Genomic DNA, 12,659 nt, shown 5'->3' with positions numbered 1-12,659 from the left:
AAATCGCGTCTTTGCCCTCTCACATTCGAGTCTTTTCGACATGAAACGAGCATCGCGCGCCGCTGGCGCCTCTAGATTCTTACTGCTGGGCCTGGGCGTGATCATCGCCCTGCTCGGCCTCGCGCTGGCCATTGGCGGCGTCAAACTGGTCAGTCTGGGAGGTTCCTGGTACTTCCTGATCGGCGGCGCAATCATGGCGATCGCCGGGCTGTTGATCGCCGGCCGCAAGCCGGCCGGTGCGTGGTTGTTCGCAGCCTTCCTGATCGGCACGGCCATTTGGGCCGTGGCGGATGTGGGCCTGGCATTCTGGCCATTGTTCTCCCGCGTATTCATGTTTGCGGCCATTGGCATGGTGGTGGCGCTGGTGTACCCGCTGCTCGTCAACCGGCCTGCACGCGGCGCCTATGCGGTGGCTGCCGTACTGGCGGTGGGCGTAGCAGTCGCGGCAGGCAATATGTTCGTCGCCCACCCAAGCGTGGCACCGACCGGCGCCGGCCCTGGCATCACCCCGGTGGCTGCAGCCGACGCACAGAAAGACTGGGCGCACTACGGCAACACCGAAGGCGGCAGCCGTTTTGCCGCGTTGGACCAGATCAACCGTGACACGGTCAATAAGCTCAAAGTGGCCTGGACCTATCACACTGGCGACGTGGCCATCAGCGACGGCAACGGTGCCGAAGACCAGCTGACGCCCCTGCAGATCGGTAACAAGGTGTTCATCTGCACGCCGCACAACAACCTGATCGCCCTGGACGCCGACACCGGCAAAGAGCTGTGGAAGAATGAAGTCAACGCCAAATCGGCGGTGTGGCAGCGCTGCCGTGGCATGGCGTATTTCGACGCCACCGCGCCGATTGCCCAGCCGACCCAGCCCAACAGCTCGCCGATCATTGCCGCCAGCGTTCCCGCCGGCGCGCAGTGCCAGCGTCGCTTGCTGACCAATACCATCGATGCACGCCTGATCGCCGTGGACGCCGACACCGGCAAGTTCTGCGAGGACTTCGGCACCCACGGCCAAGTGGATTTGAAAGCCGGCCTGGGTAACGTGCCGGACAGCTACTACCAACTGTCCTCGGCACCGCTGATCGCCGGCACCACCGTAGTGGTGGGCGGCCGCGTGGCCGACAACGTGCAAACCGACATGCCCGGCGGCGTGATCCGTGGCTTCGACGTGATCACCGGCCAGATGCGCTGGGCGTTCGACCCGGGCAACCCGGAAGACAAAAAAGCCCCGGCCGACGGCAGCACCTATGTGCGCAGCACCCCGAACAGCTGGGCGCCGATGTCCTACGACCCGCTGATGAACACGGTTTTCCTGCCGATGGGCAGCTCGTCCACCGACATCTATGGCGTGGAACGCACCCAGCTCAACCATAAATACGGCGCTTCGGTGCTGGCGCTGGACGCCTCCACCGGCGCAGAGAAGTGGGTATACCAGACCGTCCACAATGACCTGTGGGACTTCGACCTGCCGATGCAGCCAAGCCTGATCGACTTCACGCCGCCAGGTAGCGACAAAGCCGTGCCTGCCGTGGTGATCGGCACCAAGGCCGGGCAGATCTACGTGCTCGACCGCGCCACCGGCAAACCGCTGACTGACGTGCAGGAAGTCCCAGTCAAGGCCGCCAACATCCCTAACGAACCCTACTCGCCGACCCAGCCAAAATCAGTGGGCATGCCGCAGATCGGCGCGCAAACCCTGACTGAATCGGACATGTGGGGCGCCACGCCGTTTGACCAATTGCTGTGCCGCATCGACTTCAAGGGCATGCGCTACGACGGCCTGTACACCGCGCCGGGCACCGACAAATCCCTGAGTTTCCCAGGCTCCCTGGGCGGCATGAACTGGGGCAGCATTTCCACCGACCCAGTACACGGTTTTATCTTCGTCAATGACATGCGCCTGGGCCTGTGGATCCAGATGGTGCCGTCGCAGAACAAGGCCCAGGCCGCGTCCGGTGGCGAAGCGCTGAACACCGGCATGGGCGCCGTGCCGCTCAAGGGCACGCCGTATGCCGTGAACAAGAACCGCTTCCTGTCGGTGGCCGGCATTCCGTGCCAGGCGCCGCCGTTCGGCACCCTGACCGCGATCGACATGAAGACGCAAAAGGTCGCCTGGCAAGTGCCGGTCGGCACTGTTGAGGACACCGGTCCGCTGGGGATCCGCATGCACCTGCCGATCAAGATCGGTCTGCCGACCCTCGGCGGCACCTTGTCGACCCAGGGCGGCCTGATCTTCATCGCCGGCACCCAGGACTTCTACCTGCGCGCCTTCAACAGCGGCAACGGTGATGAAGTCTGGAAAGCCCGCCTGCCCGTGGGCAGCCAAGGTGGCCCGATGACTTACGTGTCGCCGAAAACCGGCAAGCAATACATCGTCATCACCGCCGGCGGCGCACGCCAGTCCACCGACCGTGGCGACTACGTGATCGCCTACGCCCTGCCATAACCCCCTGTTCGCGCGGCGCCTCCCCCGGCGCCGCGCCTTCTGTCTGGAAGAACCCGCATGACCCCCACTTCTCCTATTCCCCTTGGGCGCCTGTTGCTGGGCCTGGCCCTGGGCGCCGCACTGCCCGTGCAAGCCGATGACACCACCCTGACCGGCGACTGGGGCGGCCTGCGCCGTGAACTCGACGCGCAAGGCATCCGTTTTACCGGCGACTACAGCGGCGAAACCGCCTACAACGCTCACGGCGGCCAGCACCGTTCTGCGCGTTACTCGCAGAACCTCAAGCTGGGCGTGCAGTTCGACCTGGGCAAGCTGTATGGCTTCAATAATGGCGATCGCATCCAAGTCACTATCAACGACCGTCGTGGCAACAGCGCTTCCGAGGATTTGGTGGGCAACCGCCTGCCAATCCAGGAAAACTACGGCGGCCTCTACACGCGCCTGACCGAGCTGAGCTACGAGCGCACCCTGTTTACCCCGGCACTCAACGTCAAGCTCGGCTACATGGCCATGGGCAACGACCTCGGCGGCCTGGACAGCGGGATCCTGTGCAACTTCATGAACGCCGGTTTCTGCGGGCACCCGCTGAATATGTCCGGCGGCAGTGGCTGGACCAACTACCCGAATGCGCGCCTGGGTGCGCGAGTGAAATACGACTTCGCCCCCAACTGGCAACTGCGCGTCGCCGCGTTCAACGTGGACCCGGAAAGCAACGGCAATTCCAGCCGCGCCTGGAAGCTGAGCCCCAAACACACTACCGGCACCGTGGTGCCGATCGAGTTGGTTTACAAACACGCGGGCAACCTGCCGGGTGAATACAAGCTGGGCTATTACTACGACAGCTCCGACGTGAAACGCATCGGCAGCAACAAGGAGGTCAGTGGTCGCGGCGGTCACTACCTGCTGATCGACCAGGCCGTTTGGGCTTCCGACTCCTCCGCTGGCCGCGTGCTGCACGCCTTCGGCCAATACTCCGCCGCCAGTGAAGCGGCCTCGCCGTTCAGCAAATGGTATGGCGCGGGCGTGGTGCTGTACAAACCGTTCGAAGGCCGGCCGCGTGACACCCTGGCCCTGGGTTATGGTCGCGCCGTACCCAACCCCCGCAGCCGCGAGGTGCAGGAATTGGCCGCGTTCAACGCCGGTAACGACTACCCCGACCTGAACAATGCAGAACAGCTGATCGAACTCAGCTACGGCTACCAGGCCACGCCCTGGCTGACCCTGCGCCCGGATGTGCAATACATCCTCGAACCGGGGGCGTTCTCAGGCGAGAACATCGACAACGCGCTGGTGCTGGGCTTGCAAGTCAAGGCCGTGTTCTAGGCCTCACTCTGCTGATACTCGCGTGGCGTACATCCAAACTCGCGGCGGAACACCGTGTGCAGGTACTGCGCGGATTTGAAGCCGCAGCTTTGCGCAATATCGGCAATCGCCAGGGCCTGATTCTGCAGGCCCTTGGCGGCCGCGGCGAGTTTGAAGCGCAGGATCTCGTCATGCACGCTGCACCCGCGTTCCTTGCGAAAATGCGACTCCAGGGATGAACGCGATATCCCCACGTACCCCGCCACTTGGGCTGTCTTGATCCCTTGGCACGCGTACTGACGGATAAACAACAACGCCTGCATCACATACGGATTGCCCAAGGGCTGATGCAGGCTGGACGCTTGCACATTGATTGCCTCCGGCGGCACCAGGATCTGCTCCGCCTTACAAGGCTTGCCGTGCAACATCTGATGCAGCAACGCGGCGGCGGTACGGCCCATGGTTTGCGTACCCTGGATCACCGAACTCAACGGCACCCGTGTGAGGGTTCGGGTCAGCGGATCATTGTCGATGCCGATCAGCGCCACCTCTTCCGGCACGGCAATCCCTGCCGTGAGACACGCTTGCAGCAACTGCCGCGCGCGGGCGTCGGTGACGGCGATGATGCCGATGGGTTTTGGCAGGCTGTGCAGCCAGGCGATTTGCTGTTCGACGGCGCTGTCCCACAGCGGCGCACTGGTGCCCAGCCCACGATAGACCTCGACCTGCAAACCGTCCCGTTGCAGCAGGCGGCGAAAGGCTTTTTCACGCTCCTGGGCCCAGCGATTGGCCTGGGCTTCAGGCAGGCTGAAACAGGCAAACCGAGTCAGGCCGGCCTCGATCAAATGTTCGTAGGCCAACTTGATCAACGCATAGTTGTCCGTGGCCACGTAGGGAATGCCCTTGGGATAGGCGCGCGCATCCTCGTAGGAACCCCCCACCGCCACCACCGGCACCTTGCTCCCGGCCAGCGCCTCGCCAATCAGCGGGTCGTCGAAGTCGGCAATGATGCCATCGCCCTGCCAGCGCTCGATGCCTTTGAGGCGGCACAGAAAGTCTTCTTCCAGAAACAAGTCCCAGGAGGCGCGAGTGCTGCTCAGATAATTGCCGATGCCGGCGATGATGCCACGGTCGTAGATTTTGCTGCCGTTGAACAGCAAGGCAATGCGGTGCACGGGCGGTAGGGTTTTCATTGTTGTTGTCCTGGGCCGATCAAAACAGACTAGTCCCTGCCACGCAAAATCGCACCGTCTCTTGGTGATTTTCGTAATCGGCAGGCCGCACGCCGTTGCTAGTATCGAGCCACCGCCAAGAACAATAAGGAAAACGCCATGCCGTACTTCCCCGGTGTCGAGAAGGTTCGCTTCGAAGGCCCCAATAGCGATGCCCCCCTCGCCTTTCGCCATTACGACGCCAACAAGCTCATCCTCGGCAAACCCATGCGCGAACACTTGCGCATGGCGGCCTGTTATTGGCACACCTTCGTCTGGCCAGGGGCAGATATGTTTGGGGTGGGCACCTTCAAGCGGCCGTGGCAGCGCAGCGGCGACCCGATGGAATTGGCCATCGGCAAGGCAGACGCCGCCTTCGAATTTTTCTCCAAGCTGGGCATCGACTACTACAGCTTTCACGACACGGACGTCGCCCCCGAAGGCAGCTCGCTCAAGGAATACCGCCACCACTTTGCGCAGATGGTCGATCACCTGGAGCGCCATCAGGAACAGACCGGGATCAAGCTTCTTTGGGGCACTGCCAACTGCTTCAGCAACCCGCGCTTTGCCGCCGGCGCCGCCAGCAACCCGGACCCGGAGGTGTTTGCCTACGCCGCTGCCCAAGTTTTCAGCGCGATGAATGCAACCCTGCGGCTCAAGGGCGCCAACTATGTGCTGTGGGGTGGCCGCGAAGGTTATGAAACCCTGCTCAACACCGACCTCAAGCGCGAGCGCGAACAACTGGGGCGATTCATGCGCATGGTGGTGGAACACAAGTATAAGATCGGCTTCAAGGGCGACCTGCTGATCGAACCCAAGCCCCAGGAACCGACCAAGCACCAATACGATTACGACAGCGCCACGGTGTTTGGCTTCCTGCATGAATACGGCCTGGAACAGGAGATCAAGGTAAACATCGAGGCCAACCACGCGACCCTGGCCGGGCACAGCTTTCATCATGAGATTGCCACCGCCGTGTCCCTGGGGATCTTCGGCAGTATCGACGCCAACCGAGGCGACCCGCAGAACGGCTGGGATACGGATCAGTTCCCCAACAGCGTCGAAGAGATGACCCTGGCCACCTATGAAATCCTCAAGGCTGGCGGTTTTAAGAACGGCGGCTATAACTTCGACTCCAAGGTGCGTCGCCAGAGCCTGGACGATGTGGACTTGTTCCACGGGCATGTGGCGGCCATGGATGTGCTGGCCCTGGCACTGGAACGCGCGGCGGCGATGGTCGAGAACGACCGGTTGCAGCAGTTCAAGGACCAGCGTTATGCCGGCTGGCAGCAACCGTTGGGCCAGGCCGTGCTGGCGGGTGAGTTCAGCCTGGAATCACTGGCTGAGCATGCGTTTGCCCAGGAACTGAACCCGCAGGCGGTGAGTGGGCGGCAGGAAATGCTTGAAGGTGTTGTGAACCGCTTTATCTACCGCTAGCACTGTGGCGAGCAGGCTTGCCTGTGGGGTGTTGGCTTGTATGTGGTGAGCGGGCTTGCCCCGCGCTGGGGCGCGTAGCGGCCCCACTGCAGGCGATGTGTTTTTACCTGACACTCTGAGGTGCCTGGTTTTGGGGCTGCTTCGCAGCCCAGCGCGGGGCAAGCCCGCTCACCACAGATACAGTGTTTGTCTAGAGTCTTCCAACAACAATAAAAGGACGCACAATCATGAAACGTACACTCATCGCCACTGCCCTGGCCCTGCTTGCCCTGCCAGTCATGGCCGACTCAGCCCACCCGAAAATCGGCTTTTCCATCGACGACCTGCGCCTGGAACGCTGGTCCCGCGACCGCGACTACTTCGTCGCAGCTGCAGAAAAACTCGACGCCAAGGTCTTCGTGCAATCGGCCGATGCCAACGAGCAGAAGCAGATCTCGCAGATTGAAAACCTGATTTCCCGTGGCGTCGACGTGATCGTCATCGTGCCGTTCAACGCCACCGTGCTCACCAACGCCGTCGCCGAAGCCAAGAAAGCCGGGATCAAGGTGGTGTCCTACGACCGCCTGATTCTCAACGCGGACATCGACGCCTACATCTCCTTCGATAACGAAAAAGTCGGCGAAATGCAGGCCAGCGGCGTGTTGCAAGCGGCGCCCAAGGGCAACTACTTCCTGCTCGGCGGCGCGCCCACCGATAACAACGCCAAGGTGCTGCGCGAAGGCCAGATGAAGGTGCTGCAACCGGCCATCGACAAGGGCGATATCAAGGTGGTCGGCCAGCAGTGGGTCAAAGAGTGGAACCCCACCGAAGCCCTGAGCATCGTCGAAAACGCCCTGACCCGGAACAACAACAAAATCGACGCCATCGTCGCCTCCAACGACGCCACCGCTGGCGGTGCGATCCAGGCCCTGGCCGCGCAGAAACTGGCGGGCAAGGTGCCGATCTCCGGGCAGGACGCCGACCTGGCCGCGATCAAGCGCGTGATCGACGGCACCCAAACCATGACGGTGTACAAGCCGCTCAAGCTGATCGCTTCGGAAGCCGCCAAGCTCTCCGTGCAACTGGCGCGCAATGAGAAACCCACCTACAGCTCGCAATACGACAACGGCAGCAAAAAGGTCGACACCATTCTGCTCACCCCGACACCGCTGACCAAGGCCAATATCGATCTGTTGGAAAAGGACGGGTTCTATACCAAAGAGCAGATTGCCGGGCAGTGACCGCCATGTCCGACTACCTGCTGCAAATGAACGGCATCGTCAAAACCTTTGGCGGTATCAACGCCCTCAACGGCATCGACCTCCAGGTGCGACCGGGGGAATGTGTCGGCCTGTGCGGCGAAAACGGTGCCGGCAAGTCCACCTTGATGAAGGTGCTGTCGGCGGTTTACCCGCACGGCACCTGGGAGGGCGAAATCCTCTGGGACGGGCAGGCGCTCAAGGCCCACTCCATCAGCGAAACCGAGGCCGCCGGCATCGTGATCATCCACCAGGAGCTGACCCTGGTGCCCGACCTGTCGGTGGCCGAAAACATCTTCATGGGTCACGAACTGACCTTGCCGGGTGGGCGCATGAACTATCCAGCCATGCTCCACCGCGCCGAAGCGCTGATGCGTGAGCTCAAGGTGCCGGACATGAACGTGGCGCTGCCGGTGTCGCAGTACGGCGGCGGCTACCAGCAACTGGTGGAAATCGCCAAGGCCCTGAACAAGAAGGCGCGGCTGCTGATCCTTGACGAGCCCTCTTCGGCCCTGACCCGCTCGGAAATCGAGGTGCTGCTGGACATCATCCGTGGCCTCAAGGCCAAGGGCGTGGCCTGCGTGTACATCTCCCACAAGCTCGATGAAGTGGCGGCAGTGTGCGACACCATCGCAGTGATCCGCGATGGCAAGCACATCGCAACCACCGCCATGGCCGACATGGACATCGCGAAGATCATCACCCAGATGGTCGGCCGCGAGATGAGCAACCTCTACCCCACCGAACCGCACGAGGTGGGCGAGGTGATTTTCGAAGCGCGCAACGTCACCTGTCATGACGTGGACAACCCCAAGCGCAAGCGCGTGGACGACGTGTCGTTTGTGCTCAAGCGCGGGGAGATCCTCGGCATCGCCGGGCTGGTCGGCGCCGGGCGTACGGAACTGGTGTCGGCGCTGTTCGGCGCCTACCCTGGCCGCTACAACGCCGAGGTGTGGCTGGACGGCCAGGTGATCGACACGCGCACGCCGCTCAAATCGATCCGCGCCGGGCTGTGCATGGTGCCCGAGGATCGCAAGCGTCAGGGCATCATCCCCGACCTGGGCGTGGGCCAGAATATCACCCTGGCGGTGCTCGACACCTACGCGCACCTGACCCGCATCGACGCCGAGGCCGAACTGGGCAGCATCGACCAGCAGATCGCGCGCATGCACCTCAAGACCGCCAGCCCGTTCCTGCCGATCACCAGCCTGTCCGGCGGCAACCAGCAAAAGGCCGTGCTGGCGAAAATGCTGATGGCCAAGCCCAAGGTACTGATCCTCGACGAACCCACACGCGGCGTCGACGTGGGCGCCAAATACGAGATCTACAAGTTGATGGGCGCGCTGGCGGCCGAAGGCGTGGCGATCATCATGGTTTCATCGGAGCTGGCCGAAGTCCTCGGCGTTTCCGACCGCGTGCTGGTGATCGGCGACGGCCAGTTGCGCGGTGACTTCGTCAACAAGGGGCTCACCCAGGAACAGGTGCTCGCCGCCGCGCTCAGCCAACACAACAATAATGATCGGAAGACCGCGTAGATGAATCAGGTCAAACACCTTTTCACCCGCTACAAAATGCTCGCCCTGGTCATCGCCGTGGCGGTGATCTGGGTGTTTTTCAGCTGGCAGACCGAGGGTGGCTTCCTTACACCGCGCAACCTGTCCAACCTGCTCCGGCAGATGTCGATCACCGGGATTCTGGCGTGCGGCATGGTGCTGGTGATTATCAGCGGCGAGATCGACTTGTCGGTGGGGTCATTGCTGGGCTTGCTCGGCGGGTTGGCGGCGATTCTGGATGTGGTTTATCACATTCCATTGCTCGCCAACTTGAGCCTGGTGGCGCTGTGCGGCTTGATGATCGGGCTGGCCAACGGCTACATGACGGCGTACCTGCGGATCCCGTCGTTCATTGTCGGCTTGGGGGGGATGCTGGCGTTTCGCGGGATTCTGCTGGGGATTACCGGCGGCACCACCATTGCGCCGGTTTCACCGTCGCTGGTGTATGTGGGCCAGGGATATTTGCCGCATTCGGTAGGTATCGGCCTGGGTGCTCTATTGTTCGCGCTCACGCTTTTTTTGACCTGGAAGCAGCGGCGTAATCGAGCGCTGCATGGTCTGACTGCGCACTCGCTGACGCGTGACCTGGTGCGCGTGGCGGTGATCGGCGCCGTACTGGCTGGCTTCGTCACGACCCTCAACAGCTACGACGGGATTCCCGTGCCCGTCTTGCTGCTGCTGGTGTTATTGGGCGTGTTCAGCTACGTCACCAGCCAGACCGTATTTGGCCGTCGCGTGTACGCGGTGGGCAGCAATATGGAAGCTACACGTTTGTCCGGGATCAACGTGCAGGCGGTGAAGTTGTGGATCTTCGGCATCATGGGCGTGATGTGTGCCCTGGCCGGGTTGGTCAACACGGCTCGCCTGGCGGCCGGCTCGCCGTCGGCGGGGAGCATGGGCGAGCTGGATGCCATCGCCGCGTGTTTTATTGGCGGCACCTCCATGCGCGGCGGCTCGGGCACGGTGTACGGCGCGTTGCTCGGGGCATTGGTGATCACCAGTCTGGATAATGGGATGTCGATGCTGGATGTGGACAGTTACTGGCAGATGATTGTGAAGGGCAGCATTTTGGTGTTGGCGGTTTGGGTGGATGTGAGCACACGTACCGTCAGACGCTGACCGTCTCACTTGCCGAGCAACACCGCCCCGTCCCCCACCTGCCCCAACCGATCCGCCGGATTGCGCAGCGGGCAGTCATCCAGGGAGAGACACCCGCAGCCAATGCATCCGTCGAGTTGGTCGCGCAGTTGCGTGAGGCTGTTGATTCGCTCATTCAACATGTCTCGCCAATGTGTGGAAAGCTGCGTCCAATCCTTGGCCGTCAGCGGTCTCCCCGACGGCAGTTGCTCAAGCGCAGCCTTGATGGTTGCCAATGGAATTCCCGCGCGCTGCGCCACCTTGATCACAGCAATGCGACGAAGGACATCACGATGATAGCGGCGCTGATTGCCCGGGCTGCGTTGCCCGTGGATCAAGCCCTTGGCTTCGTAAAAATGCACAGTCGCCACGGTCACCCCGCTACGCCGCGCCAACTCGCCTACCCCGAGGGGGATGTGCACATCGATTTTCGGTTCCATCGGCGGCTTGACCTCATCTATACATGAGGTCTTATAAAGAGTGTCGGCCTGTCCTGGCAAGCCTTCATTCCTTTGACATGGAGTCTCCATGAATACCACACAAACCTCTCCCTCCAACTGGTCCGCCTTGCTGTCGGGTGCAAACGGCGTAAGGTCACTGGCCCTGGCAGGCGGCGTGGTGCTGCATGCGATCAACGTCTACATCGCCACCACGATTCTGCCGTCAGTGGTCCAAGACATCGGCGGCATCGACTATTACGCTTGGAATACCACGCTGTTTGTCGCCGCCTCGATCCTCGGTTCGGCGTTGTCTGCGCGCTTGCTTGGCCGCCTGGGGCCGCGCGGGGCTTACCTGTTTGCCAGCCTGGTGTTCGCCGGCGGGGCATTGGCCTGCGCATTTGCACCTTCCATGCCCGTGATGCTGGTCGGACGGCTGGTACAGGGCCTGGGCGGTGGGTTCTTGTTCGCTCTGTCTTACGCGATGATTCGAATGGTGTTCGATGAACACTTGTGGCCACGCGCAATGGCGTTGGTCTCGGGGATGTGGGGGGTCGCGACGCTGGTTGGGCCAGCGGTGGGCGGCGTGTTTGCCGAGCTGGGCATCTGGCGGGCGGCATTCTGGTCGTTGATTCCCGTGGCCGGGTTGTTCGCAATGCTGGCCGCGGCAGTGCTGCCTAGGCGCAGCCCTGATAGCGCTGAACCCACACCGTTGCCGCTCGCTCAGTTGTGGTTACTGACGGCAGCGGTACTGGCGGTGTCGGCCGGCAGTGTCTCTTCCACCCTGCCCCTGAACCTTCTGGGGCTCGCCGCGGCAGCGATGCTCACTGTGCTGCTGATCATCACAGAAAGCCGGGCCCGCCATCGACTGTTGCCCGCTGGAGCCTTTCGACTCACCACTGCGCTTGGCGCGCTGTACGCCACGATGTCGTTGTTGGCGGTCGCCGTGACCAGTGGCGAAATCTTTGTGCCGTTGTTTCTTCAAGTTCTGCACCACCAAACGCCGCTGGTAGCCGGTTATCTTGCAGCACTGATGGCGGCCGGTTGGACGCTGGGGTCAATCGCCAGCGCGGGAATGACGGGCAGGAATGTTCGCCTGGCGATCCTGGCTGGGCCGATCCTGGGTGTTGTGGGCATGCTGGCGCTGGCGCTTTTAATGCCTCGCGAAAGCGATGGCGGTGCGCAGACGCTTACGCCAATTTGCCTGGCCCTTGCCCTGATCGGCCTGGGGGTAGGTCTGGCGTGGCCGCACTTGCTGACCCGAGTGTTCCAGGTGGCACCCGCAGGCGAACAGGACCTGGCTTCTGCGTCGATTACCACGGTGCAACTGTTCGCCACTGCGTTTGGCGCAGCACTGGCGGGCATGGTAGCGAACATCGCGGGCCTCACTGAACCCGGCGGCATTGAAGGCACAGCAAGCGCCGCGGTTTGGTTGTTTGGGGTGTTTGCGCTGGCGCCGGTGATGGGTATTCTGATTGCCAGGCGGGTCGTTCAACCGATCGGTTAGCGGCCGCTGATTCTTGACAGCCGACTAAAAAACGTAACAGCTGCTACGGTCTTCATTCTCATAGCGCCACGACTGGATAATGCCCTCACCCGAGACGAGCACGGAGTATCGACAGTCGCGGATCCAGGTCACGAAGTAGCGCTGGCTGTCGCCCTCCTTCACAACCTGGTCATAGACTTTTTTCTTGTTGACCGGGGACCAATAGGAATCGCCACAGCCGCGACTGCAATCGTCATAGAGGTGGGCATCGAAGCGCGTGCCGACAAACGCATTCATGCCGTCCGTCCATACCGAATAAGACGGCGCACAACCGGCCAGCAACGTGCCCAACAAGGCGATACCCATGGTTGCTTTCAAAGCGTTCTCCAATGGACGGTGGCAGGGAGCC

At 62.1% G+C, this 12,659-nt stretch carries 10 protein-coding genes; 7 read left to right on the top strand and 3 right to left on the bottom strand.

Annotated elements, in window-relative coordinates; all coding sequences use genetic code 11:
- Positions 1-40 precede the first annotated feature (40 nt).
- Together EJ576_RS22575 and EJ576_RS22570 are read left to right on the top strand one after the other, a co-directional pair.
- The gene (locus EJ576_RS22575) at positions 41-2,449 is read left to right on the top strand and encodes a glucose/quinate/shikimate family membrane-bound PQQ-dependent dehydrogenase (RefSeq protein ID WP_126571161.1); all 2,409 of its coding nucleotides are present in this window, start codon (positions 41-43) and stop codon (positions 2,447-2,449) included.
- Between the two features lie 57 nt (positions 2,450-2,506).
- Complete coding sequence (locus EJ576_RS22570) at positions 2,507-3,772, top strand: carbohydrate porin (protein WP_122724436.1); 1,266 nt, start codon at positions 2,507-2,509, stop codon at positions 3,770-3,772.
- Here EJ576_RS22570 and EJ576_RS22565 read toward each other — a convergent pair.
- Positions 3,769-4,944 carry a XylR family transcriptional regulator gene (locus EJ576_RS22565; RefSeq protein ID WP_126571160.1) on the bottom strand — a complete coding sequence of 392 codons (1,176 nt, stop codon included), beginning with the start codon at positions 4,942-4,944 and terminating at the stop codon, positions 3,769-3,771. The genes EJ576_RS22570 and EJ576_RS22565 overlap by 4 nt on opposite strands.
- A 138-nt stretch (positions 4,945-5,082) precedes the next feature.
- On the opposite strand from EJ576_RS22565, the gene xylA reads away from it, so the two are divergent.
- The 4 genes from xylA (at position 5,083) to EJ576_RS22545 (ending at position 10,309) form a co-directional block, all read left to right on the top strand.
- On the top strand, positions 5,083-6,399 hold the full coding sequence (gene xylA, locus EJ576_RS22560) for a xylose isomerase (RefSeq protein ID WP_122724434.1): 1,317 nt from the start codon (positions 5,083-5,085) through the stop codon (positions 6,397-6,399).
- Positions 6,400-6,626: 227 nt separating this feature from the next.
- Positions 6,627-7,619 (top strand): D-xylose ABC transporter substrate-binding protein, encoded by a 993-nt coding sequence (xylF, locus tag EJ576_RS22555; RefSeq protein ID WP_122724432.1) that lies wholly within the window; start codon positions 6,627-6,629, stop codon positions 7,617-7,619.
- A 5-nt stretch (positions 7,620-7,624) separates the two neighbouring features.
- Positions 7,625-9,172 (top strand): D-xylose ABC transporter ATP-binding protein, encoded by a 1,548-nt coding sequence (xylG, locus tag EJ576_RS22550; RefSeq protein ID WP_178083563.1) that lies wholly within the window; start codon positions 7,625-7,627, stop codon positions 9,170-9,172.
- Complete coding sequence (locus EJ576_RS22545) at positions 9,173-10,309, top strand: sugar ABC transporter permease (protein WP_126571159.1); 1,137 nt, start codon at positions 9,173-9,175, stop codon at positions 10,307-10,309.
- A gap of 5 nt (positions 10,310-10,314) precedes the next feature.
- On the opposite strand, the gene soxR is transcribed toward EJ576_RS22545, so the two are convergent.
- Positions 10,315-10,767, bottom strand: a complete 453-nt coding sequence (gene soxR, locus EJ576_RS22540; RefSeq protein ID WP_126571158.1) for a redox-sensitive transcriptional activator SoxR — start codon at positions 10,765-10,767, stop codon at positions 10,315-10,317.
- Between the two features lie 88 nt (positions 10,768-10,855).
- Between soxR and EJ576_RS22535 the strand changes: the two genes are divergently transcribed.
- The gene (locus tag EJ576_RS22535) at positions 10,856-12,271 is read left to right on the top strand and encodes an MFS transporter (protein ID WP_126571157.1); all 1,416 of its coding nucleotides are present in this window, start codon (positions 10,856-10,858) and stop codon (positions 12,269-12,271) included.
- A 24-nt stretch (positions 12,272-12,295) separates the two neighbouring features.
- On the opposite strand, the gene EJ576_RS22530 is transcribed toward EJ576_RS22535, so the two are convergent.
- Positions 12,296-12,628 carry a hypothetical protein gene (locus tag EJ576_RS22530; RefSeq protein ID WP_256656637.1) on the bottom strand — a complete coding sequence of 111 codons (333 nt, stop codon included), beginning with the start codon at positions 12,626-12,628 and terminating at the stop codon, positions 12,296-12,298.
- Between the last annotated feature and the right edge of the window lie 31 nt (positions 12,629-12,659).

The organism is Pseudomonas sp. C 49-2, assembly GCF_003970195.1.
Lineage (GTDB): Bacteria > Pseudomonadota > Gammaproteobacteria > Pseudomonadales > Pseudomonadaceae > Aquipseudomonas > Aquipseudomonas canadensis.
The sequence above is the reverse complement of the archived record's forward strand: the minus strand, read 5'-3'. Positions and strand labels throughout refer to the sequence as shown.